The 22,900-nt window shown below is 69.0% G+C and carries 25 protein-coding genes and 1 pseudogene; 9 read left to right on the forward strand and 17 right to left on the reverse strand.

Annotated elements, in window-relative coordinates:
• Positions 1 to 33 precede the first annotated feature (33 nt).
• From ftsH to ybgC, 9 genes are all read right to left on the reverse strand, one after another.
• On the reverse strand, positions 34 to 1,962 hold the full coding sequence (ftsH, locus tag ACMUOO_RS00380; protein WP_301919323.1) for an ATP-dependent zinc metalloprotease FtsH: 1,929 nt from the start codon (positions 1,960 to 1,962) through the stop codon (positions 34 to 36).
• Positions 1,963 to 2,041: 79 nt separating this feature from the next.
• The gene (gene tilS, locus ACMUOO_RS00385) at positions 2,042 to 3,313 is read right to left on the reverse strand and encodes a tRNA lysidine(34) synthetase TilS (RefSeq protein ID WP_301919324.1); all 1,272 of its coding nucleotides are present in this window, start codon (positions 3,311 to 3,313) and stop codon (positions 2,042 to 2,044) included.
• Positions 3,310 to 4,158: a tol-pal system protein YbgF gene (gene ybgF / locus ACMUOO_RS00390; protein WP_301919325.1), complete on the reverse strand. Its 849-nt coding sequence runs from the start codon at positions 4,156 to 4,158 to the stop codon at positions 3,310 to 3,312. The genes tilS and ybgF overlap by 4 nt, the downstream gene beginning before the upstream one ends.
• Positions 4,159 to 4,165: 7 nt before the next feature.
• Complete coding sequence (gene pal, locus ACMUOO_RS00395; protein WP_301919326.1) at positions 4,166 to 4,684, reverse strand: peptidoglycan-associated lipoprotein Pal; 519 nt, start codon at positions 4,682 to 4,684, stop codon at positions 4,166 to 4,168.
• Between the two features lie 85 nt (positions 4,685 to 4,769).
• The gene (gene tolB / locus ACMUOO_RS00400; RefSeq protein WP_301919327.1) at positions 4,770 to 6,110 is read right to left on the reverse strand and encodes a Tol-Pal system beta propeller repeat protein TolB; all 1,341 of its coding nucleotides are present in this window, start codon (positions 6,108 to 6,110) and stop codon (positions 4,770 to 4,772) included.
• Between the two features lie 146 nt (positions 6,111 to 6,256).
• Positions 6,257 to 7,444, reverse strand: a complete 1,188-nt coding sequence (locus ACMUOO_RS00405) for a hypothetical protein (RefSeq protein ID WP_301919328.1) — start codon at positions 7,442 to 7,444, stop codon at positions 6,257 to 6,259.
• A 21-nt stretch (positions 7,445 to 7,465) separates the two neighbouring features.
• Entirely contained in the window at positions 7,466 to 7,945 is a 480-nt protein-coding gene (tolR, locus tag ACMUOO_RS00410) for a protein TolR (protein ID WP_301919329.1), read from the reverse strand.
• 3 nt (positions 7,946 to 7,948) lie between these two features.
• Positions 7,949 to 8,644: a protein TolQ gene (gene tolQ, locus ACMUOO_RS00415; RefSeq protein ID WP_301919330.1), complete on the reverse strand. Its 696-nt coding sequence runs from the start codon at positions 8,642 to 8,644 to the stop codon at positions 7,949 to 7,951.
• Between the two features lie 113 nt (positions 8,645 to 8,757).
• Positions 8,758 to 9,159 carry a tol-pal system-associated acyl-CoA thioesterase gene (gene ybgC, locus ACMUOO_RS00420; protein WP_301919331.1) on the reverse strand — a complete coding sequence of 134 codons (402 nt, stop codon included), beginning with the start codon at positions 9,157 to 9,159 and terminating at the stop codon, positions 8,758 to 8,760.
• Between the two features lie 197 nt (positions 9,160 to 9,356).
• Between ybgC and ACMUOO_RS00425 the strand changes: the two genes are divergently transcribed.
• Positions 9,357 to 9,668 (forward strand): bactofilin family protein, encoded by a 312-nt coding sequence (locus tag ACMUOO_RS00425; protein ID WP_301919332.1) that lies wholly within the window; start codon positions 9,357 to 9,359, stop codon positions 9,666 to 9,668.
• 23 nt (positions 9,669 to 9,691) lie between these two features.
• On the forward strand, positions 9,692 to 10,546 hold the full coding sequence (locus ACMUOO_RS00430; protein WP_301919333.1) for a class I SAM-dependent methyltransferase: 855 nt from the start codon (positions 9,692 to 9,694) through the stop codon (positions 10,544 to 10,546).
• Positions 10,547 to 10,560: 14 nt separating this feature from the next.
• Here ACMUOO_RS00430 and ACMUOO_RS00435 read toward each other — a convergent pair whose 3' ends face one another.
• From ACMUOO_RS00435 to ruvC, 4 genes are read right to left on the reverse strand one after another with little or no spacing between them, the layout of a single operon-like run.
• Positions 10,561 to 11,193: a hypothetical protein gene (locus ACMUOO_RS00435; protein ID WP_413854665.1), complete on the reverse strand. Its 633-nt coding sequence runs from the start codon at positions 11,191 to 11,193 to the stop codon at positions 10,561 to 10,563.
• Positions 11,194 to 11,248: 55 nt separating this feature from the next.
• Positions 11,249 to 12,274, reverse strand: a complete 1,026-nt coding sequence (gene ruvB, locus ACMUOO_RS00440) for a Holliday junction branch migration DNA helicase RuvB (protein ID WP_301919335.1) — start codon at positions 12,272 to 12,274, stop codon at positions 11,249 to 11,251.
• A 3-nt stretch (positions 12,275 to 12,277) separates the two neighbouring features.
• The gene (gene ruvA, locus ACMUOO_RS00445) at positions 12,278 to 12,961 is read right to left on the reverse strand and encodes a Holliday junction branch migration protein RuvA (RefSeq protein WP_301919336.1); all 684 of its coding nucleotides are present in this window, start codon (positions 12,959 to 12,961) and stop codon (positions 12,278 to 12,280) included.
• Positions 12,958 to 13,461: a crossover junction endodeoxyribonuclease RuvC gene (gene ruvC, locus ACMUOO_RS00450; RefSeq protein WP_301919436.1), complete on the reverse strand. Its 504-nt coding sequence runs from the start codon at positions 13,459 to 13,461 to the stop codon at positions 12,958 to 12,960. The genes ruvA and ruvC overlap by 4 nt, the downstream gene beginning before the upstream one ends.
• A gap of 318 nt (positions 13,462 to 13,779) precedes the next feature.
• Here ruvC and ACMUOO_RS00455 point away from each other — a divergent pair, with 318 nt between their 5' ends.
• A complete protein-coding gene (locus ACMUOO_RS00455; protein ID WP_301919337.1) occupies positions 13,780 to 13,968 on the forward strand; it encodes a DUF1127 domain-containing protein in 189 nt (62 codons plus the stop codon).
• Between the two features lie 91 nt (positions 13,969 to 14,059).
• On the opposite strand, the gene ACMUOO_RS00460 is transcribed toward ACMUOO_RS00455, so the two are convergent.
• The 3 genes from ACMUOO_RS00460 to msrA all read right to left on the reverse strand — a co-directional run bounded on the left by ACMUOO_RS00460 (position 14,060) and on the right by msrA (position 16,102).
• Positions 14,060 to 14,407 carry a hypothetical protein gene (locus tag ACMUOO_RS00460; protein ID WP_301919338.1) on the reverse strand — a complete coding sequence of 116 codons (348 nt, stop codon included), beginning with the start codon at positions 14,405 to 14,407 and terminating at the stop codon, positions 14,060 to 14,062.
• Positions 14,408 to 14,485: 78 nt separating this feature from the next.
• Positions 14,486 to 15,364, reverse strand: coding sequence for a 50S ribosomal protein L11 methyltransferase (locus ACMUOO_RS00465; RefSeq protein WP_413854668.1), 879 nt, complete (start codon positions 15,362 to 15,364; stop codon positions 14,486 to 14,488).
• Between the two features lie 117 nt (positions 15,365 to 15,481).
• Positions 15,482 to 16,102: a peptide-methionine (S)-S-oxide reductase MsrA gene (msrA, locus tag ACMUOO_RS00470; protein ID WP_301919340.1), complete on the reverse strand. Its 621-nt coding sequence runs from the start codon at positions 16,100 to 16,102 to the stop codon at positions 15,482 to 15,484.
• 195 nt (positions 16,103 to 16,297) lie between these two features.
• Between msrA and ACMUOO_RS00475 the strand changes: the two are divergent.
• Positions 16,298 to 16,579 (forward strand): annotated as a pseudogene (locus tag ACMUOO_RS00475) (YeeE/YedE family protein); the annotation flags it as partial.
• A 324-nt stretch (positions 16,580 to 16,903) separates the two neighbouring features.
• Here the strand turns inward: ACMUOO_RS00475 and ACMUOO_RS00480 are convergent.
• Positions 16,904 to 19,099 carry a primosomal protein N' gene (locus tag ACMUOO_RS00480; RefSeq protein WP_413854671.1) on the reverse strand — a complete coding sequence of 732 codons (2,196 nt, stop codon included), beginning with the start codon at positions 19,097 to 19,099 and terminating at the stop codon, positions 16,904 to 16,906.
• 99 nt (positions 19,100 to 19,198) lie between these two features.
• Between ACMUOO_RS00480 and fsa the strand changes: the two genes are divergently transcribed.
• The 5 genes from fsa to ACMUOO_RS00505 all read left to right on the forward strand — a co-directional run bounded on the left by fsa (position 19,199) and on the right by ACMUOO_RS00505 (position 22,899).
• Positions 19,199 to 19,852 carry a fructose-6-phosphate aldolase gene (gene fsa, locus ACMUOO_RS00485; RefSeq protein WP_301919342.1) on the forward strand — a complete coding sequence of 218 codons (654 nt, stop codon included), beginning with the start codon at positions 19,199 to 19,201 and terminating at the stop codon, positions 19,850 to 19,852.
• Between the two features lie 121 nt (positions 19,853 to 19,973).
• Entirely contained in the window at positions 19,974 to 20,681 is a 708-nt protein-coding gene (locus tag ACMUOO_RS00490) for a DUF484 family protein (protein WP_301919343.1), read from the forward strand.
• Positions 20,682 to 20,688: 7 nt separating this feature from the next.
• Positions 20,689 to 21,636 (forward strand): tyrosine recombinase XerC, encoded by a 948-nt coding sequence (locus ACMUOO_RS00495; RefSeq protein ID WP_301919344.1) that lies wholly within the window; start codon positions 20,689 to 20,691, stop codon positions 21,634 to 21,636.
• A gap of 32 nt (positions 21,637 to 21,668) precedes the next feature.
• Positions 21,669 to 22,136, forward strand: coding sequence for an ankyrin repeat domain-containing protein (locus ACMUOO_RS00500; RefSeq protein ID WP_301919345.1), 468 nt, complete (start codon positions 21,669 to 21,671; stop codon positions 22,134 to 22,136).
• Positions 22,137 to 22,197: 61 nt separating this feature from the next.
• The gene (locus ACMUOO_RS00505; protein WP_301919346.1) at positions 22,198 to 22,899 is read left to right on the forward strand and encodes a CDP-alcohol phosphatidyltransferase family protein; all 702 of its coding nucleotides are present in this window, start codon (positions 22,198 to 22,200) and stop codon (positions 22,897 to 22,899) included.
• Position 22,900 lies beyond the last annotated feature (1 nt).

Genomic DNA, 22,900 nt, shown 5'->3' on the forward strand with positions numbered 1-22,900 from the left:
CGCCCCCATCGCCGGCAGCCCGCGCGCCCCGGCTCATGCCGAGGGCTCGGGCTCCATGCCGCCCTTCCGGGCCTTGGGCTTCTTGGTCTTCGGGATCGACGTAACGGCCGGCGTCTCCGGCGCCTTCTCGGCACCGCCGCCGCTCTCGTCGTCCTCGCGCGGTTTCTCGCCGCGAATGACGCGCATCATGTCCTCGCCCGTGAGCGTCTCGAACTCCAGAAGGCCCTGGGCGAGGTTTTCCATCTCCTGCCAGTTCTCCTTCAGGATCGTCTTCGCCCGCTCATAGGCGTCATCCACCAGCCTGCGAACCTCCTGGTCGATGATCTCGCGGCTTTCGTCCGAAGCGTTGAAATGCGACTGCGAGCCGAGGAAGCTTTCCTGGGTGGACGTGTAATTGATGTTGCCGAGCTTGTCGGACATGCCCCACTGGCTCACCATCGCCGTGGCAAGCCGCGTGACCATCTGGATGTCGCTGTATGCACCGTTGGTCACATTCTGCGGCCCGAACACCAACTCTTCTGCCGCCTTGCCGCCCATGGTGGAAGCAAGCCGCGACAGCGCGGATTCGCGCGTCATGCTGAGCTTGTCGCGCTCGGGCAGGTAGAAGGTTACGCCAAGCGCGCGGCCGCGCGGGATGATCGTGACCTTGTGGACCGGATCGTGCTGCGGGACATGGATGCCGACGATGGCGTGGCCGGCCTCGTGATAGGCGGTCAGCTTCTTTTCGTCCTCGGTCATGACCATGCTGCGGCGCTCCGGCCCCATCATGACCTTGTCCTTTGCCTTCTCGAAATCCTCGAGCGAGACGAAGCGCTTGCCCACCCGCGCGGCCAGAAGCGCGGCCTCGTTCACGAGGTTGGCAAGGTCGGCGCCGGAAAATCCCGGAGTGCCGCGGGCGATGATGCGCAGGTCCACATCGGGGCCGAGCGGCACCTTGCGGGCATGGACGCCGAGGATCTTTTCGCGCCCCTTGATGTCGGGGTTCGGCACCTGCACCTGGCGGTCGAAACGACCGGGGCGCAGGAGCGCGGGGTCAAGTACATCGGGCCGGTTCGTCGCCGCGACGATGATGACACCCTCGTTGGCCTCGAAACCGTCCATTTCCACCAGAAGCTGGTTCAGCGTCTGTTCGCGTTCGTCGTTGCCGCCGCCATAGCCGATGCCGCGGCTCCGGCCCACGGCGTCGATCTCGTCGATGAAGACGATGCAGGGCGCGTTCTTCTTCGCCTGTTCGAACATGTCGCGCACGCGGGAGGCACCGACGCCGACGAACATCTCGACGAAGTCCGAACCCGAGATGGTGAAGAAGGGAACGCCCGCCTCGCCGGCGATGGCGCGGGCGAGCAGCGTCTTGCCGGTGCCCGGAGGGCCGACAAGCAACGCGCCCTTCGGGATCTTGCCGCCAAGACGCGAGAATTTCTGCGGGTTGCGCAGGAATTCGACGATCTCCTCCAGCTCTTCCTTGGCCTCGTCGATGCCGGCGACATCATCGAAGGTCACCCGGCCATGCTTTTCGGTCAGCAGCTTGGCGCGGGATTTGCCGAAGCCCATCGCCCCGCCGCGCCCGCCGCCCTGCATGCGGTTCATGAAGAAGATCCAGATGCCGATGAGGACGAGGAACGGCAGCCACAGCGACAGGACCGAGAAGAAGCCCGATTGCTGCTGGCGTTCGGCCCTGACCGACACGTCCTTCGAGATCAGCGTCTCGACGAGCTTGTCGTTCATCTGTTCGCTCTGCGGCTGGACCGTCAAGAAGGTCTGACCATCCTTGGTCTGGATCTGTATCTGTTCGCCGTCAATGACGACTGCGCTGACCTCGCCCGCGTCGACCTTCCGGACGAAATCGGAATAGGCCATCGAGCGGGCGTTCATCGCCGTCTGGCCGCTTCCGAAGAGATTGAACAGCGCCAGGATCAGAAGGAAGAGAACGACCCAGAAGGCGATGTTTCTCGCGTTACCCACAGAAGACCTCCGAACGAAGTATGGCCGCAACGCTGGGGCGCGCGGGCTTTTCCTTAAAATAGAGATTAGAGGCCGGGGTTCAATGCGATAAAAGGAAGGAGCGGAAATCTGCGACGATTTCCGCCCGCCAGTCGCCGCAGATTCCGGCCAGCGGCGCGGCAACGAGCGTCTCGCCCTGCCAGATGGCAGGCGTGACCACTAGGGCGGCGCGGGAATGGCCCGTCGTGCGCCAGTCCGCACACCGGCGCAGCCCCCCTGCCCCGAGCGCCCGGACCTTGAGCCCCGACTCGTGCGGGCCGTCGATCCGCCAGCGGCGGTCCCAGAGGGTATCGGTCGGGGTTTCCGCGCCTGATACCGCCCTCGGCTCGCGCGTGAAGCAAAGGCTCGTTCCGGTCACGCGCAGGTGGCATCCGGCCAGCGTCGCGTCGCGCCCCTCGGCAATCGCCCTTTCCAGCCGCGCGATCTCCGGCCCGCGTGGAGCATGTTCGGCCGAGTTGAGCCAGCGCAGCGCGCCCCGGACCAGTCGGCGCGCAGTCTCCGGGCCGAGGTCCCGCCACCCCGCGCGGTCGAAGGCGATCCCGCCTGCGTCTTCGGTCGCGATCTCGTCGGCAGCGCGAACGGCGTGGGAAACAAGCTCGGCGCGCGCGGCGGCAAGGTGCCCGGCGACCCGCGCCAGGCCCCCGGCCGTGATGCCAAGCGGCGCCAGCGCGATCAGCGCCCGCCGCGCCCTCACCCGTTGGAATCGGGCGTCCTCGTTCGTCGGGTCGTCGATCCAGCCGATGCCCTGACGCCGCAGGTAGGCGCGCAGCGTCGCGCGGCCGACCGAAAGCAGAGGGCGGGCCCAATGGATGCCTTCCGCGTGCCAGGAACTGCGCATCGCCGTCAGCCCGTCGATGCCGGCCTCGCGGGAAAGTTCCATGAGAAAGGTCTCGGCCCGGTCGTCGGCGGTGTGCCCGACGGCGACATGAGCCACTCCGTTCCCGCGCGCCCAGTCCACGATCAGCGCATAGCGCGCGCGCCGCGCCTGTTGGGAAACATTGCCCCGGACCTCGCCCGGCCGCCAGACCACTGTGTCGTGGGCGATTCCGCGCTGCGCGCAGTGGCGCGCCACCCACCGCGCCTCGTCCGCCGACCCCGGCCGCAGGCCGTGATCGACCGTCACCGCGCGGACTGTGCCACCCAGGTCCCGTTGCACCCGTGACAGCAAATCCAGCAAGGCCATGGAATCGCCGCCGCCCGAGACCGCGACACCTGCCAGATTCGTGGGCCGGGGGCCGAAGGCGTCACGGGCAAGGGCCAGCAGAGGCCCGTCGTCCGTCGTTCCGTCCGCCCCCGTCGAGGGCCGGGTCACTGGCAGCCGAGCGACCGCATCGCGGTCGTGGCCTCCACGGCTTCGGGGGCCGTGGGGAAGCGGGTGCCGACCTCGCCGAGCGTCACGCAGGCCTCCTGCGCCTGGCCGAGAAGACCGAGCGCGGCGCCGAGCTTGAGGAGCGCGGCGGGAGCACGGGGGCCGTCGGGCGCACCCGAGAAGGCGTCGAGATAGGCGCGCGCGGCGCCCGCGGTGTCGCCCTGCCGGGTCAGCGCCTCGCCGCGCAGGAAGTTCGCCTCCCCCGTCAGGGGGCCACCCGGGTAGGATTGCGCGAAGGCCGCAAACTGGTCCGCGGCGCCGCGAAAGTCACCGGAATCGAGCGCCCCCTTCGCCCGATCGAAATCCGCCTGTTCGCTGACGGCAAGCTCTGGCGTGGGGCCCGTGGCGGGCATGGGGGCGGTTGGAACGGGAGCCGGGGCCGGCGCGGAACCGGCCTCGCCGCCAAGGCTTTGTGTGACGGGAAGGCTTGCAGGATCGCAGCCCTCCTCCAGTTCGCAGAGCCGGAATTCGAGATCGCCGACCCGGTTCGTCCCGTCGGCCACGACGCGGTTCACCCGGTTCTGCAACGCCTCGGTCGCGGAGGTGAGCCGCGACAATTCCGCCTCCATCGCATTCATGCGGTCGAGTGCGGAAGCCCCGCCCGCGGCCTGCATCGTCGCCTGCCCGCCCGAAAGCAGCTCCGACTTCAAGGCCTGAAGCTCTCCCGCCAGCGCTGCGAGCTCGGTGCGGATGTCGGCGAGTGTCTGCGCCTTCTCCTGGCCAGCCGCGGGCAGCGATGTGGCGGCCATGAGGGCCGCCACGAGAAGGGACCGGGCGGGGTGCCGCATCGCGTCCTCAGACCCCGGCGCCGGCGCCGATCACCGTGACCGCGCGGCGGTTCTGCGCATAGCAGGCCTCGTCCGAGCAGACCGCGAGCGGGCGTTCCTTGCCGTAGGACACCGTCTGGAGACGGGTCGCACCGACGCCCTGCGAGATCATATAGGCCTTCACCGCGTTGGCACGACGGTCGCCGAGCGCGATGTTGTATTCGCGCGTCCCCTGCTCGTCGGCATGGCCTTCGATGATTGCGGTGTAGGTCGGATGCTGGTTCAGCCAGCCCGCCTGCTGGGCGAGGACCGTCTGCGCCTCCGGCGTGAGCGTCGACTGATCGACGGCGAAGCGGACGGTGTCGCCGATGGTCTGGTTGAAATAGGCGATGGAATTCGGGTCGGAGGGGTCTCCGAGGGCACCCGCGCTGATACCGCCCGCGCCGCCGGCCCCGCCGGCCCCGCCTGCACCGAAGCGGTCGGGGTTGTTGCAGGCCGACAACGCCAGCGCGCCTGTCAGAAGAAGGATCGTGGAGAGTTTGTTCATCGGGTTTACCGCCTTTTTTCTGGCTCGATGGAGATTACGATAACATTCCGCGCAGGCGAAGGAAACGTGCCCTCGCCAGCGCCCCTCAAGGTAGCAGCGGCGACCATGCCGGGTCGGAGGCACCGCCTTCCATCGGCACCGCGCGCAGGTTGCGGCCGGAGATGTCGACGGAGAAGAGCTGCGACACGCCGCCCGCGCCGGCGGTTTCGCGCGTGAACATGATCACCCGTCCGTTCGGCGCCCAGGTCGGCCCCTCGTCGAGGAAAGAGGCGGTCAGCAGCCGCTCCTCGGACCCGTCGGTGCGCATCACGCCGATGTGGAAGCGGCCGGCGTTCTGCTTGGTGAAGGCGATCATGTCGCCCCTGGGCGACCAGACCGGGGTGCCGTAGCGCCCCTCGCCGAAGCTGATCCGCGTGGGTTCCCCGCCCCCCACCGACATGACGTAAAGCTGCTGGTTCCCGGACCGGTCGCTCTCGAAGACGATCCGCGACCCGTCGGGCGAGAAGGACGGCGCCGTCTCGATCGAGGGCGCGTTGCTGAGCCGCGTCATCTGGCCCGAGGACAGCTGCATCGAATAGAGATCGGTGTTGCCATCCTGCGAGAGCGAGAAGACGACCGTGGCGCCGTCCGGCGAGAAGCGCGGCGCGAAGGTCATGTTGCCCTGCAGGTCCGCCAGAGCGCGCGAGGAGACCGAGGCGAGGTCCATCAGCTTGATCCGGGGAAACCCGGTCTCGAAAGAGGTATAGAGGATACGGTCGCCCGAGGGCGAGAACCGGGGCGCGAGCACGATCGTGGAGGAGTCCGTCAGGTACTGCACGTTCGCCCCGTCGTAGTCCATGATGGCAAGCCGCTTCAGCCGCGCGTCCTTGGGTCCGCTTTCGGATACATAGACGACGCGGCTGTCGAAATAGCCGCCCTCGCCGGTGATGCGGGAATAGACCTGGTCGGCTACCTTGTGGGCGATCCGCCGCCAGTCGCCCTGTCCACCGCCGAACTGGAGCCCTTCGCCGAGCGGGGCGCCGGAGAACACGTCGTAGAGACGGAACTTGACGTTGATCCGTCCGTCCGAGCCCTGCGATACCGCGCCGGTGATCAGCGCCTGCGCATTGATCGCCTTCCAGTCGGCATAGGCCACGGGCGCATCGAAGCTCGTTACCGGCGAGATGAAGGCCGATGCCGGGATTTCCCTGAAAAGGCCTGTGCCGGCGAGGTCGGCGGCCACGACGCGGCTGACCTCCTCGGCGATGCCGGCGGCCGAGGGGTTCTCCGCGACGAAGGTCGGCACGGCGAAGGGCAAGGGCTCGATCACCCCCTCGGTAATCTCGATGCGCAGGGGGCCGTTCTGGGCGAAGGCCATCGGCGCGGCGACGGAGAGGCCAAGGCCGGCTGCGACCAGCGCGAGGCAGAGCGTGCGGACAGAGGTCATGGGCTTTCCTTCCCTTCCGGTGGGATTCTGGCGGGTGCAGTTACATGTGGTGGGACGGATGCTCAACGCCCCGCGGGACAAACCGGCTCCGTCCCCGGGGAAACGTGGCCCGGTGCCTGCCGCCTGCGATGACTGGGAAGCTTTGGTCATTTCATCCTCATCTTCTCGGGATTGAAGACGATCTCGATCTCCTGCCACTGGGCGTATTTCTCGACCGGTAGCGGATAACCGTTCTTCGCGCAGCGGATGATCGCGCGGCGGCCCGCCTCGTAGGCCTGACGTGCCGCGGCTTCGTCGCCGCCCTCGTATCCGATCATCCGGATCGAGTTCGAGATCGGCATTCCGCTCTGGTCCATGCTCACCCCCACGGTGACGATGGTGTTGAGCGCATCGGTCGAAAGGGCTCCGACGTTCCAGCAGGCCTTGACGGCGACGACCAGCGCGTCCTTCTCGCCGCCCGTCAGCGGCGGACCGGACGCCGCGGTGCCGGTGCCGGGGGCGGGCGCGTCGGAGGCCGCGCCGGCGAGCGCCTCCGCCAGGGCGTCGGCCACCGCCTGATCGGCGGGCGCCTCGGGTTGCGCCTCGGCGACCGGCTTTGCGGACTCCGGCGCGGGCTTCGCCTCCGCCGGCGCGGGCTTCGGCTTTGCGGGCTTCGACGCCGGGCGAGGCGAGGCGGACGGGGCGGTCGAGGCGACCTTTTCCTGGTCCTTGTTCTCCTCGGTCTTCAGCACGTCGCCGGTCTCCTGCGGCGCGGCGGGCGTCGCGGGCTCCACGGGCGAAGGCTCGGCTGCCGGGTCGGGTGTGGTTTCGGCCACGGCCTCGGGCGCCGTGTCGGGCTGCGGCTCTGGTGCCTCGACCGGATCGGGGACGACGATGTCGGCTGGCTTCGGCTGCGGCTTGGGCGCGATCACCGGCTCGGGTTCGACCGATGGCTCCTCGACCGGCGGCGCGGGCGGCGTCGGCGGCGTGTCCTCGACCACTGTCGCGGGCGGCGTGATCTCGGTCACGTCGGGGGCGGCATCGGGTTCGGGCTGGGGTTCCGGCGCCTCGGGCGTGGCGGTCGCCGGCGGGGTTTCCGCCTCGGGCGCGGGAGGCACTTCCTCGGCCTTGGGTGGCTCGGGCACCGAGGGCTGCGGCGGCGATTCCGTAGCGGCGCGGGGAGCGGCCGCCTGCAGCGCGCTGAACTCGGCCTCCGACATCAGCGTGACCTCGGCCGTCGCCACCGGCGGCGGCAGATCGTGCGAGAAGAAGATCCCGCCCACGAGCAGCCAGAGGATCGCGCCCGCATGCGCGACCCCCGAGACGATCATGCCGATGCGCTCTGACCGGTCCATGGGCATGAGCCCCGTCGCCCCCTAGTTCGCCGCCTGCCCGCCGAAATTTGGCCCACCGGCATCGGTGACCAGCGTGATGTTGGAAAAGCCGGCCGCGTTCAGCGCGCCCATCACCTGCACGACCCGCTCGTAGGGAATGCGCCCGTCGGCGCGCAGGAAGAGCTTGTCGCTGGTCCGCTCGGCCGCGATCGCGCGCAGCCGGTCGATGAGTTCGGCCTCGGCCACCGGCGTGTTCTGGACGGAGATCGAGCCGTCCTCCTGAACCGAGATGGTCAACGGCTCCTCCTGTTCTGTCGCCACCGCCTGCGCTGCGGTCTTGGGCAGCTCAAGCGGCACGCCCACGGTCAGAAGCGGCGCTGCGACCATGAAGATGATGAGCAGCACCAGCATCACGTCCACGAAGGGCGTGACGTTGATCTCGCTCATCACCGCGGCCTTGCCGCGCGATCCGCGGCGCCGGTGCCCGCCACCGCGCCCGCCCTTGATCACCCCCGCGCCCATGGCTCAGGCGTCCAGCTGGCGCGAGAGGATCGTTGCGAACTCGTCGGCGAAGGCCTCGTAGCCGGCGATGATCCGGTCGCTGTCGGTTGAAAGCTTGTTGTAGAAGATGACCGCCGGGATCGCCGCGACAAGACCGAGGGCAGTCGCGAGGAGCGCCTCGGCGATCCCCGGTGCCACGACGGCAAGCGAGGTGTTCTGCGAAATCGCGATCTGCTCGAAGGCCACCTTGATGCCCCACACGGTGCCGAAGAGGCCGACGAAGGGAGCGGTGGAGCCCACCGTCGCCAGGAACGGCAAGCCGCGCGTCAGGTGTTCCGTCGCCTTGGCGATCGCCACGTCCATCGACCGGTCGATCCGCGCTTGCGCGCCGGTGATGAGCGCCCCGTCCTGCCGGTGGCTGCGGCGCCATTCGACCATTCCCGAGGCGAAGATGCGCTCGCTTGCCCCGTCGGGCTGGCTGCCGATCTTCTCGAAGAGCTCGTCGAGCGGCTCGCCCGACCAGAAGGCGCGGTCGAAGATCGCCGCCTCCTGCCGGGCCTGCCGGTAGGAGATGAACTTCTGGATGATGATCGCCCAGGACCAGAAGCTGGCCACGGTCAGGAGGATCATCACGATCTGGACGATGAAGGACGCGCGCAGGAAAAGCGCCAGCAGGGAAAAGTCGATCTCCTGCGCCGTCGCGAGGGTTTGGGTATCCATGGATGCTGCTCGCCGTTTGGGCCGTGTTTTTCGCGGCTCTCATACCGGGTCTTTTACCCGGCTTTAAGGGGGAACGCCAACAAATCTGCGTCAGCGCGGCGAGGGTCGCCCGATCAGTGGAGATTGGGCGCGATGCGGCGGCGGACTTCCGCCGGAAGCCGGGCCGCGGTGCCATGCTCGGTCAGGCAGACGAGCGTGACCTGCGCCTGGAAGAGCCGTTCGCCCCCGCGGATGACCGTCTGGTCGAGCACGATCCGCGCGCCGGTCGCCGCCACCAGTTCGGTCTCCACGACCAGCTCCTCATCGAGCCGCGCCGGCCGCAGATAATCCGCCTCGACCCGCCGCACGGCGAAGACGATCCCCTCCTCGGTCCTGAGCCGGCCCTGGTCGACGCCGAGCGCGCGCACCCATTCCGTGCGCGCGCGCTCGATGAACCTGAGGTAGTTGGCGTAATAGACGATCCCGGCGGCATCGGTATCCTCGTAGTAGACGCGGACGGGGAAGCTGTGTGGCATGGTCGCTCCGGGCTGTGCGGGCCGGAGCCTAGGCGGCGACGGTGTCACAGGCAAGACGCCGGCCCGGGCGGGCACCCTTCCGCCGCTGGCGGCGGCTTGAGCGATTGCACCCTTGGCGCGCGGTCGCTTCTCCTGTAGCGAAAGTGCTGACATGCGCCCGCGCCCGCGGGCCGGGCGGGGCCCAAGCAGGAGCGGAAATGACAAAATCGGTTATCGAGGAAGACCTGACGATCGACGGCAATGTCGTGTCGAAGGATGGCGACATCGAGGTGAAGGGCAAGGTGACCGGCGACATCACGTCGAAGTCCGTCGACGTGAGCGTGGCGGGCCAGGTGCAGGGCGTCATCACGGCCGAGTCCGTGACCATCCGGGGCAAGCACTCCGGCCAGATTTCCTGCAGCGAACTCGCGCTCGAGAAAAACGCGGAGGTCACGGCGGACGTCAAGGCGCAGACCCTGTCGTCGGAAAAGGGCGCGCGGCTCGTCGGCAAGGTCCAGATCACGGGCTGAGGCCCGCAAGAGGCGAAGGGGCGATGCCCGCAGCAGACCCCGCCAATGCCGCGCAGGCGGCATTCTGGACGACCGGTCCCGGCCGTCTCTGGGCCGTCGAGCATGCCCGGCTCGATGCGCTGATGGCGCCGGCGACGACAGTCCTTCTCGACCGCGCGGCGATCCGGCCAGGCGAGTCTGTGCTCGACATCGGTTGCGGCGCAGGCGCGACGACGCTGGCGGCCGCGGAACGCGCCGGGCCGGGAGGGCGTGTCACCGGGCTCGACATATCGACGACGCTCCTTGACATCGCGCGGCACCGTGCCGCCGGCGGGGCGAATGTCACCTTCCTGGAGGCCGACGCCCAGACCCATCCCTTCGCGCCCGCGACACAGGACGTGGTTCTCTCGCGGCACGGGCTGATGTTCTTCGCCGATCCCCTGGCCGCCTTCCGCAACCTCGCGGCAGCGCTGCGCCCGGGCGGGCGCATCGTCTTCCTCGCCTGGGCGGACGCCGGTCTGAACCCCTGGGTGCGCGAGGCCCGCGCCGCAGCCGAGGCGCGGCTAGGTGCGGTGCCGCCCGACCCGCCGCACACGCCCGGCATGTTCGCCTTCACCGATCGCGACCATGTGACGGGGCTTCTTGTGGCGGCGGGTTTCGCCAGTATCGCGGCCGAGGAGTTGCGGACCGAACTCCATCGTGAAGGCACCGCCGAGGACGGCGCCGCGCTCGCCGCCGCAATCGGGCCGGTGAACTACGTGGTTCGCGTGAAGGGCGGTACGGAGACCGACCGCGCCGCGATCGCCGCCGATCTCGCCACAAGGTTCCGCCCCTTCGAGACGCCGCAGGGCCTGCGCGTACCCGCCGTCATGAACCTCTTCGCCGCCCGCCGGCCCTGAGCGCGCGGGCGGCCTCACCCCGTCCGCGCCGCAAGCCTGAGCGCATGGCTCGCATCGCCCGCGGCGGCCGGCAGAACAGGATCGTAGGCCGCGCGGATCAGGTCCGCGATATCGGGACGCAGGATCACCGCTTTCCCCGCGCGTGCGAGGATGGAGCGGTCGCGGAAGGCAGCGTCCGACCAGAGCAGGATCGCCTGTGCGGCGAGGCTGAGGGCAAGCGTCTCCGCCGGCATGTCTGCAGCCTCGCCCTCGATCTTGAAGAAGGCGATGCAGGCCCGGATCGCGCCCCCGGCCTCGAAGCGGAAATGGCGGTACTGGTGTGCCCCTTCGGCCTCGAGCCGGGCCACGAGCCGGCCGAGCCCGGGAACCAGCCGGTCGAGGTCGGGCACGTCGTCCAGTTCGCGCCACGCGCGGCAGAAGAAGACCATCAGGTTTGCGCCCTGCTCGGGATCCGTCGCGGCCATCCGGTGTCCGGCGAGCGCCACCACCGCCTCGATCGCGCCCTTGATGATCGCCAGGGTCGCATCGTCGACACCGAAGATGACCGGCACGATCGGCCGCGCCCAGCGGGCGAAGACATAGGCCCCGTCCGTGCGGGTGAAGAGCTCCGCCACTTCCTCTGCCGTCACGACCGTCCCTTTCATCATCGCCCTGACGCATGCGCGGGAGATATCCGCGCGCCGCCCCCGCCCGCGGCGTGGCCTATTTCCCGAAGAGGTCCGTCTGCCCCGGCGCCCGTGGCGCGGCGATCCCGAGATGGGTCCAGGCTTTCCCGGCCAGCATCCGCCCGCGCGGCGTCCGCTGGATCAGGCCCTGCTGCAGGAGGAACGGCTCGATCACCTCCTCGATCGCATCGCGTGCCTCGCTGAGCGCCGCCGACAGCGTCTCGACCCCGACCGGGCCACCGGCGTAATTCTCGGCGATCAGGGTCAGATAGCGCCGGTCCGCCCCGTCGAGCCCGAGATGATCGACGCCGAGCCGCGTCAGCGCCCCGTCGGCGATCGCTTGCGTGAGCCGCCCGTCCCCCTCGACCAGCGCGAAATCGACGACGCGGCGCAGGAGCCGCCCCGCGATCCGTGGCGTTCCCCGCGCCCGGCGCGCGATTTCCAGCGTGCCCTCGGGGTCCGACGAGATGCCCATCAGCCGCGCCCCGCGGGTGACGATATGGTCAAGCTCCGGCACCGTGTAGAACTGGAGCCGCGTCGGGATCCCGAACCGGTCCCTGAGCGGCGTCGTCAGCAGACCGAGCCGGGTCGTGGCCCCGACGAGCGTGAAGGGCTGCAGCTCGATCCGCACGGTGCGGGCCGCGGGCCCCTCGCCGATGATGAGGTCAAGCTCGAAATCCTCCATCGCCGGATAGAGCACCTCCTCCACCGCCGGATTGAGCCGGTGGATCTCGTCGATGAAGAGCACGTCGCGCGCCTCGAGATTGGTCAGGATCGCCGCGAGGTCGCCCGCGCGCGCCAGCACCGGACCGGAGGTCATGCGGAAGTTGACGCCGAGTTCCTTCGCCATGATCTGGGCGAGCGTCGTCTTGCCGAGGCCGGGGGGGCCGTGGAAAAGCGTGTGATCCATCGCCTCGCCGCGCCGCCGCGCGCTTTCGATGAAGACGCGGAGGTTCGCGCGCGCCTCCTCCTGGCCGACGAAGTCGGTCAGCGCCTGCGGGCGGAGGGAACGGTCGGCGTCTTCCGGTTGGGGCGCGGGGCGGAGCGTGGGGTCGGATTCCATCCCCTACCCCTTCGGCGCGAGAAGCTTGAGCGCGGCGCGGATCAGCGCGGGCGTTCCGGCGGTGTCGTCCCGGCCGGACGCCTCGGCGACGGCGGCAGCCGCCTCGCCCTGGCCGTAGCCCAGGTTCGTCAGTGCCGAGAGCGCGTCGGCGGCGGCGCTGGCGGCCTGGCCCGCGGGCGCGGTTGCACGGCCGGCGGGCCGGGCACTGGGCCGGTCCGTGGGTGTCTCGACCACCGCATCGACGGCCGAGGCATCGACGGTCAGCGCGCCGCCAAGCGCCATCACCGTCGGCGCCTTGTCCTTCAGCTCCATCACGACCCGCTGCGCGAGCTTCGGACCAACGCCGGGCGCGGCCCTGATCGACGACCAGTCGCCAAGCGCCACGGCGCGGCCCACGCCCTCGGCGCCGAGCGTGCCGAGGATCGCCATCGACGCCTTGGCGCCCACCCCCTGGACCGTCGTCAGGAGCCGGTGCCACTCCTTTTCGAGAAGCGTCGGAAAGCCGAAGAGCTGGAGGATATCCTCGCGCACCAGAAGGTCGGTGTAGAGCGCGCAGGCCTCGCCCACGGGCGGCAGCGCGGCGGCGGTGCGGTTCGAGACGTGGACGATATAGCCCACGCCTCGCACGTCGATAAGGACGTGATCCATCGCCCGGTGCAGGATCACCCCGGCAATCCGCCCGATCATGCCGCCCCCTTCAGCGCCGCGGCCATGCGGCCCGCGCTTTGCAGGTGATGGGCATGGCAGATCGCGATGGCGAGCGCATCGGCGGCATCGGGCCCGGCCAGGTCCACGCCGGGAAGCTGCAGGCGCACCATATGGGCGATCTGGCCCTTGTCGGCATGACCGACGCCGACGACTGCCTTCTTGACGGCGTTCGGGGCGTATTCGCCGACGACAAGTCCGGCCTGCGCCGGCACCAGCATGGCGATCCCCCGCGCCTGACCGAGCTTGAGCGTCCCCGCACCGTCCTTGTTCACGAAGGTCTGCTCCACCGCGGCGGCCGTGGGCGCATAGGCGGCCACGACGCGGGTGAGCGCGTCGAAGAGCGACAAGAGCCGCGCGCCCATCGCCTCACCCTCGGAGCGGATGATGCCATTCGCGACGTGACTGAGTCGCGATCCGGTCACGTCGATCACCCCCCAACCGAGGTTTCTCAAGCCGGGGTCGATCCCGAGAACGCGCATCTGCTCCCTCATCTGTTGCTTTTTTCCCACGACTAGCACGAAAGGCGAACATCGCAAAGGGTGATTGGCTCCTTCGCGACCGCCCCGCGACTGTGGACAACCTTGCCGGAAAGCGTCGCTGCAGATGCGAAAAGCGACGTATTTTGCGCCTGCGGAAACGTTTTATTTCCAGCGACTTAACACAAGGATGACCCATGCAATAGCTGCATGGCGGGGCTGCACGAGGGCGTCTTGCCGCCGACAGGGCGCCCAATTATCTGACGTCTCGAAGCAGAGATGCACAAAACCGATGCGCTCTGAAAAACCGAGGAAACGACCATGTCCGCCTATGAAATCCACCGCAACACGAGCCATGTCTCCGGGCTGTTCGGAACGCTCTTCGCGTCCGTCGCCGCTTGGAACGACGCCCGAGTGACCCGCAATGCGCTGTCGCGCCTCTCCGACCGTGAACTTGACGATATCGGCCTGAGCCGCGCTGACATCGACTCCATCGCCGCGCGCCTCTGATCCGATCTGGTGGCCGCGACCTAAGGGTCGCCAAAGGCCGTGCCGGGAAAATCCCCGACACGGCCTTTCTCTTTGTCTCGATACCCGCGGATCAGTAGATGACGGCGCGCAGACGCTCGGCCAGTGCGACCGTCAGGGGATCGGCCTGGAGCACCCAGGCGCCGCCCTGTTCCACCGAACTGCCCGCGTGCAGGGCCACGAGGCGTTCCTCGTAGCGTTCAGGCCCGATGGTGGCGAGTACCGCCGCCTTGATCGCGATGACCGTCATCGCCACCAGCACCAACGGCCCGAGCAGGCCGAAGCGCCGCGTCGGGCGCCGCCGGGAATTGTAATAGGACATGCCGAGCGTCCCGTCGGCCTCAAAGCCGCCGCCGGCTTCGTGGGTCCGTTCGATCCGGCCCAGCCGGCCGTAGAAATTCTGCATGTTGCGATCGACCATTCCGGCCTCCTGCCCGCAGGCCCCCGTGAGAGGCAACGGTGGGGAGAAAATGTGGCAAAAATGGGGCTTTTGCCTTGGTCAGGCGGATTGGTCACGGCTTAGCACCAGTGTCGTCCAATCGCCGATTTCGTCGCGCGCCCGCAGAGAAAACCCCGCCTTCCGATAGGCCGCCAAAACCTCGTCCGCCTGCGTGTTGAGGATACCGGAGAGAATCGTGACGCCGCCGGGTGCCACGGATCGGGCCATCTCGGGGGCGAGCGACATCAGAGGACCCTTCAGGATGTTCGCGAAGACGAGGTCGTAGGGCGCGCGCTCGGCAAGGGCCGGGTGACCGAAACCGGCCGCCTCGACGCAAGCCACGCGGTCGTCCAGCCGGTTCGCGACGACATTGGCGCGGGCCACTTCCACGGCAACCGGGTCGATGTCGGAGGCGATGACCGGATCGGGCCAGATTGCCGCCGCCCCCATGGCGAGCACCGCCGTGCCGCAGCCGATATCGGCGACATTCCGGGCCCGGAAGCCCTCGCGGTCGAGCCGGTCGAGCGCCAGAAGGCAGCCCATCGTCGTCGCGTGATGGCCGGTGCCGAAAGCCATCGCTGCCTCAATGAGAAGCGGAACGCAGTTTTCCGGCACACGCCCCGCATCATGGCTCCCGTAGACGAAGAACCGCCCGGCCACGACGGGCTGGAGATTGCGCTTCACGTGCGCAACCCAGTCCGTCTCGGGGACTTCCGAGACGATGAAGGCCGCGGCTCCGTAGGCCGCCGCCATGAGCGTGAGCGCGATGTCATCGGGCGCCGCGTCGAAATAGGCGCCGACCTCGTAGAGGCCCGAGCCGTCCTCCACCTCGAAACAGCCGACGCCAGTGGGTTCGGGATCGAAATCCTCCATGGCGGCGGCAAGCGCCTCGGCCCGGTCCTTGTCGGCAAGGGTGGTGAGCGCGGAATAGGTGGGCATGGCGCCTCCTGAAACCCGAGAGAACCGTCAGGGCTTAGTGGCCCCCGGCGGAGGCGTCAACCGGCGAACCCGGAGTTCACCCCCCGGCCCCCCCGGTGTATTTTCGCCGTATTGGCGTCAGACACCGGCGCCGGTTGGACAGCTGACGCCGGTTCCGCCGATCCCGCAGTAGCCACCGGGATTTTTCGCAAGATACTGCTGGTGGTAGTCCTCGGCGAAGTAGAACGGGCCGGCTGGCAGGATCTCGGTCGTGACAGGCCCGAACCCCGCGGCCTTCAACCGCCCGGCGTAGGCCTCCCGCGTCCGTTCCGCGGCCTCCGCCTGCGCGGCGGAAAAGGTGTAGATGCCGGACCTGTACTGGGTGCCGACGTCATTGCCCTGACGGTTGCCCTGCGTCGGGTCGTGATTCTCCCAGAAAACCTTCAGAAGGTGCTCGTAGCCGATTGCGCTCGGATCGTAGATGATGCGGACGACCTCGTTATGGCCCGTCAGACCGGTGCAGGTCTCCTGGTATGTCGGGTTCGGGGTGAGGCCGGCGGAATAGCCCGCCATCGTCAGCCAGACGCCCGGAAGCTGCCAGAACTTCCGCTCCACGCCCCAGAAGCAGCCCATGCCAAACATCGCCTCTTCCATGCCCTCGGGCACCGGCGCCTTCAGCGGCCGGTGGAAGACGAAATGCTCCTCGGCCGTGGGGATCGCCGTGGGCCGCCCCGGCAGCGCCTCGGTCGCGGCCGGCATCCTTGTCTTTCTTTCGAACAGGCCAGAGAGCATCCTCGCCTTCTCCCGCGTTGATCATTTCCGATTGCGAATATAGCGCCCGACGCGGCGCGCGCCACCGCTGGCCCGATCACTTCGGCGCGGGCGGCGACATGATCCGGGTCAAGGCAAACATATTCCAGAATCTGCATTCGCACCCGGACGGGAGGACGCCCCATGGACATACTGCCGCTCATCGACCGGATCGGCGAGGCGCCGACTGCCGCCCTGCTCGGGCCATGCACCGGCATCGTCTTCGGCGTCGCGGCGCAGAGGTCGCGGTTCTGCCTTCGGGCGGCGACGGTGGAGTTCGCCCGCCGCCGGCTCGGCCCCCGCGTCGCGGTCTGGCTGCTCTGCTTCCCGACCGCGCTGGTCTGGGTTCATGGGTCGGAACTCTCGGGCTTCTTCCGGGCCGACGAGGCGCGGACGATGGCGGTTCCGGGCTCCTGGCCGGAGGCTGCTCGATCGGCGCGGGGGTGACCGGAGGGTCGATCTTCGCGGGGACAGCCTGGCTTGCGGTTTTCGCGATGTGGCTGGGCGCGATGGCGACCGATTTCGTGCTCGACCAACGGCCCGCGCCGGTGACGGCCTGATCCGGGCCGATGTCGGTGCCTTCACCGCACCGGTGTTCCTGGCAGACTCAGGATTTGTCTTTTCGGCGGAGCAAGACACCCCCGCGGCATCGAACCGGCCACACCGGCACGCGCCTTGGCGGAAGCGTTTCATGAAGAGTCCGTGACCCGCACGCGCGGCCACGCGCGGATCCGACTGCCTCTGGAGCGGTCAGTAGAAGCTCTGCGGGTCGATGTCGATTGCCAGACGCAGGTTCGCAGGTGGCTTGAACTGCGCTACCCAGGCGGCGAGTGCGGGTTGCAGCGCTGCACCCTTCGCTGCCTTCACCAGAAGCCGCACCCGGTGCCGCCCCCGGACGCGGGCCACCGGCGCGGGCGCAGGACCGAAGACCTGCGCGCCGATCCTGCGCAGAGGCGCGTCGGCGCGGGCGAGCGCCTGGCCGAAGTCGAAGACGGTCTGCACGTCGGGCGAAGACAGGATGATCCCGGCGAGGCGGCCGAAGGGAGGCATGCCCGCCGCCTGCCGTTCGGCCGCCTCGGCGCGCCAGAACGCCTCCTCGTCGCCGGAAAGGATGGCCCGGATGACGGCATGTTCGGGCTGGCAGGTCTGCAGCAGCGCCACTCCCGGCCGCTCCCCCCGCCCCGCCCGGCCCGAGACCTGGCGCATGAGTTGAAAGGTCCGCTCGGCGGCGCGCAGGTCCGAGCCCTGCAGCCCGAGGTCGGCGTCGATGACGCCGACGAGCGTCAGGAGCGGAAAGTTGTGGCCCTTGGCGACCAGCTGGGTGCCGATGATGATATCGGCGCCGCCGGCCGCGATTTCGGCGATCTTCTCCTTCAGGGCACGCGCGGTGCCGAAGAGATCCGACGAGAGGACTGCCACCCGCGCCTTGGGGAAACGCTCGGCCACTTCCTCCGCCAGCCGCTCAACCCCCGGACCGACCGGGGCGAGCCGGCCCTCCGCGTGGCATGACGGGCAGGCGGCGGGCATGGGCTTTGACTCGCCGCACTGGTGGCAGACGAGGCGCTTCTGGAACCTGTGTTCCACCATCCTCGCGTCGCAGTGGTCGCAGCCGATCTGGTGGCCGCAGGCCCGGCAGATCGTCACGGGCGCATAGCCGCGTCGGTTGAGAAAGAGGAGCGACTGCTCGCCACGGTTCAGCCGGTCGCGCACCACCTGCACCAGCGTCGGGCCGATCCAGCGGCTGGCCTCCATCCGCTCGGCCCGCATGTCGATGGCCCGCATCTCGGGCAGGTCCGCTGTCCCGAAGCGCGAGGTGAGGTCGAGGCGGGCGTATTTCCCCGCCTCGGCATTGGCCCAAGTCTCCAGGCAGGGCGTTGCGGAGGCCAGCACCACCTGCGCATCGGTCAGCGAGGCCCTGAGCACCGCCATGTCGCGGGCGTTGTAGAGAACCCCGTCCTCCTGCTTGTAGGAGGTGTCGTGCTCCTCGTCGACGACAATGAGGCCGAGGTCGCGGAAGGGCAGGAAGAGCGCCGAGCGCGCGCCGACGACAAGACCCACCCCCACTTCCCCCGCCATCCGCCAGAGCCGGCGGCGTTCGGTCTGCGTCACGCCGGAATGCCACTCGCCGGGCATCGCGCCGAACCGCTCCTCCACACGGGTCAGGAACTCCGCCGTCAGCGCGATCTCCGGCAGAAGGACGAGTGCCTGCCGGCCGGTGCGCAGGCATTCGGCCACCGCCTCAAGGTAGACCTCGGTCTTGCCCGATCCGGTGACGCCCTTGAGCAGCGTCGTACCGTAGCGCCCGCCACGCACCGCGGCGCGGAGGGTCGCGGCGGCTTGCGCCTGATCCTCGGCCAGCGCCTTGCCCGGCCGATCAGGGTCGAGCCGCGGATACGGCAAGTCGCGCTGCGCCTCCTCCTCGGCGACCGCACCCTGCTTCACGAGGCCCTTCACCACGCTCGTAGAGACGCCCGCCAGCCCCGCCAGTTCGGACAGGGTGAAGGCCGCTCCGCCGTAGTCGTCGAGCACGTCCATGACGCGGGCGCGCGGCTCGGTCATCCGGTCGGGCTCCGCCCATCCGCGGCGATAGACCCTGCGCGGTCCCGGCGGGTCGGCGAGCCCCGGCGCGCGCGTGGCAAGACGCAACATCGCCGGCAGCGGTGTCAGGGTGTAATCGGCCGCGCGCATCAGGAAGGCCCGCATCGCCTCGGCCATGGGGGCTGCGTCGAGGACGCGGGTGACCGGACGGACCTTCGCAAGGTCGTAGCCGCCTTCGCCCCCCCCCCAGACGACGCCGAGCACGCGACGGGGACCGAGCGGCACCTCGACGAAGGCGCCAGCGAAGCAGCCGCCATCGGGCGCGCGGTAGTCGAGCGGCCGGCCGAGCGGCTCGGTCGTGAGGACCGAGACAAGATCGCCCGCGTCGAAAAACGAGAGCCCCGTCACGCGCGCGCCTTTCGGCGGGGTTCCGGCCGGGCGACGTTTGCGCTAGAAGCGCGGCCGAACGCCCACGCGACACACCCCGCCAGCGACAGGACCCGCGCCATGAAATTCTTTATCGATACGGCCGACACGGCTGCCATCAAGGAACTGAACGACCTCGGCATGGTCGACGGCGTCACCACCAACCCCTCGCTCATCCTCAAGGCAGGACGCGACATACTCGAAGTGACGAAGGAGATCTGCGACATGGTCTCGGGTCCCGTTTCCGCCGAAGTCGTGGCCACCGAGGCCAGGGAGATGATCGCCGAGGGGATGAAGCTCTCCACGATCGCGCCCAACATCGCGATCAAGGTGCCGCTCACCTGGGACGGGCTCACCGCCTGCAAGGCTTTCGCATCCGAGGGGCTGAAGGTCAACGTGACACTCTGCTTCTCGGCCGCACAGGCAATCCTCGCGGCCAAGGCCGGTGCGGCCTTCGTCTCGCCCTTCATCGGACGGCTCGACGACATCCACCTCGACGGGGTGGACCTGATCCACGACATCCGCACGATCTACGACAACTACGATTTCAAGACCGAGATTCTCGCAGCCTCGATCCGGTCGGTGAACCACATCGTCGATTGCGCCAAGATCGGCGCCGACGTGGTGACGGCGCCGCCAGCCGTCATCAAGTCCATGGCCAGCCATGTCCTTACCGACAAGGGGCTCGAGCAGTTCCTGAAGGACTGGGCGAAGACTGGCCAGAAGATCCTCTGAGCCGGGGGGAGGGAGTCCTCCGTGCAACGGTTGCCGCCAAGTGCGGCGGCCGGGGCGAAAAAACTGCGGCGCCGCGCGTCGACGGCTGCTAAGGTTCCGCCAAAACGACACGAGGGCAGAGATGGCGGACAGGGCGAACATCGTGCAGGAAATCAGGGACCGGATCATCGCGGAACCTGAAGTGATCCTCGAGGACCGCGACCTGATGCGCGCGCTGATCGCGGCGAACGAACGCGCGATGGGCGCCAACATCGTCGACCTGCGCGGCATCGCCATGGAGCGACTCGAGGCGCGGCTCGACCGGCTGGAGGATACGCACCGATCCGTCATCGCCGCGGCCTACGAGAATCTCGCGGGCACGAACCAGGTCCATCGCGCGATCCTGAGAATGCTCGACCCGACGGGGTTCGAGGATTTCCTGAGGAACCTCGCCGGCGAGGTGGCGCATATCCTTCGCGTGGACGCGGTCCGGCTCGTGCTCGAGACGCGCGAGACCGATCCCGACCCGGCGCTGGAACGGCTGGGCGACGTGCTCTGCGTCGCGGAGCCCGGCTTCGTGGAGACCTACATGGCCGGCGGTCGGCCCGCGCCCGCGCGGCCTGTCGTACTGCGCCAGACCCTGCCGGGCGCCGAATCGATCTACGGCCGGACCGGCGACTGGATCCGCTCCGAATCCGCGCTGCGGCTCGACCTCGGCGACGGGCGGTTGCCCGGAATGCTCGCGCTCGGCGCCGAAGACCCGCATCAGTTCCGCCCGAACCAGGGCACCGACCTGCTGACCTTCTTCGGCGGGGTCTTCGAGCGGGCGATGCGGCGCTGGCTCGCCTGAGCGGGCGATGAGCCTCGCGCTCTCCCCCGCGCTGAGGTCGGCGCTGTCGGGGTGGCTCGACCACCTTGCGGCGCTCGACGGCGCGGCGGCGAATACCGTCAAGGCCTACCGGACGGACGTGACCGGCTTTCTCGCCTTCCTCGCGCAGCACCATGGCGAGAGCCTCGGCCCGGCGCGGCTTGCACGGGCAAGCCAGGCGGACATGAGATCCTGGATGGCGCATGAACGCGGCCGCGGCACCTCGGCCCGCTCGCTCGCGCGGGCGCTTTCCGCGGTGAAGGGATTCACCCGCTGGCTCGCCGAGCGCGAGGGATTCGAACCGACCGCGGTTCTCGCCGCACGAAGCCCGAAGTTCCGGCGCAAGCTGCCGCGCCCCCTGACCGAGGACGCCGCGCGCGAGGTCATCGGCGTTGTTGGCAGCAAGCCCCGCGAGGACTGGGTGGCCGCGCGCGACGCGGCTGTGGTGACGCTGCTTTACGGCTGCGGACTCCGCATCTCGGAAGCGCTGTCCCTGACCGGGGCCGAAAGCCCGCTGCCCGACACGCTGCGCATCCGCGGCAAGGGCGGCAAGGAGCGCATCGTTCCGGTCCTCCCCGCCGCCCGTGCGGCGGTCGCGGCCTATGTCCGGCTCTGCCCTTTCCCGGTCGAGGGCGAACCGGCTGCCGCGCTCTTCCGCGGCGCGCGCGGCGGCCCCCTTAACGCGCGCCTCATCGCCAGGGCGATGGAAGCGGCCCGCCTCGCGCTCGGCCTGCCCGCCACGGCCACGCCGCATGCCATGCGGCACAGCTTCGCCACGCATCTTCTCTCGGCCGGGGGTGACCTCAGGGCGATCCAGGAACTTCTCGGCCATGCCTCGCTCTCGACCACCCAGGCCTATACGGCGGTCGATACGGCCCGGCTGATGGAGGTCTATGACCGCGCCCATCCCCGCGCCCGCTCCGGGGCGCCGGGATGACCGCCGGGGACGACACCCCGCTGGGGAGCGCAATGCGCGCGGGCGATCGCGCCGCGCTCGACCGCATCGCCCGGGACCGGCCCGGGATCGCCCGCGATGCGGGGGTATTCCTTGATGCCGTGGCGCTCTGTCCGGCCGCGACGGTGCGCTGGTGTCTCGACAACGGCGCCGATCCGAACCTTCCCGCCGACGACGGTTTCCCGAGCCTCCACCTTGCCATCGACCGTGCCGGTCCCGACCGGGCGGAGGTCGTGGCTCTCCTCCTCGGCCACGGGGCGGATGCAGACCAGCGCGGGGCGAACGACTGGACGCCCCTTCACCGCGCGGCCTGCCAGGGGACGGCGCCGCTCGATATCATCGCATTGCTGATCGACAGCGGCGCCGACCGGACCGTGCGGACCCGCATCGACGATTTCGCCACGCCCGAGGAAGAGGCCCGCCATCTCGGCCACGTGAAGGCCGCAGACTTCCTGCGCGACTACCGTGGTACACGCAGATGACCCGCGTCGCCTTGCCCGGCCAAAGGTTGCGCGCCGCCGCCGTTTCGGTCATGACGCTGCCATGAGCCCCCCGATCAAGGCCCTCCTTGTCCACCTCTTCACGGCCTCCGGCGCCGTCCTCTCGATGCTCGCCATGCTCGCGGCGGTCGAGGAGAAGTGGAGCCTGATGTTCCTCTGGCTCGTCGTGGCACTCATCGTCGACGGCATCGACGGGCCCCTGGCGCGCCACTTCCACGTCAAGACCCACTGGCCGACCTATGACGGGGTGCTCCTCGATCTCATCATCGACTACCTGACCTATGTCTTCATCCCGGCCTTCGCGCTCTTCCAATCCGGCCTCCTGCCGGGCTGGACCGGCTGGTGCGCGATCATCGTCATCACCTATGCGAGCGCGATCTACTTCGTGGACACCCGGATGAAGACGAAGGACAATTCCTTCGCGGGCTTTCCCGCCTGCTGGAACATGGTGGTGATCGTGCTCTTCGCGATCGAACCCAACTTCTACCTCATGCTCGCGGTCATCGTCGCGCTCGCCGCGACGATGTTCACCAACCTCAAGTTCGTCCATCCGGTGCGCACCGAGCGCTGGCGCTGGATCACGCTGCCGGTGGCGCTCGCCTGGGTCGGCTTTGCCGCCCGCGCGGCCTGGGTGGATTTCGCCGAGGGAGAGATCGCCCACTGGGGGCTTGTGATCACCTCCGTCTATCTTCTCGTGGCCGGGGTGGCGCAGCAACTCTTCCCCGAGCGCCGCGGCGTCGCCTGAC

The organism is Albidovulum sp. (genome assembly GCF_041919395.1).
Classification (GTDB): domain Bacteria; phylum Pseudomonadota; class Alphaproteobacteria; order Rhodobacterales; family Rhodobacteraceae; genus Albidovulum.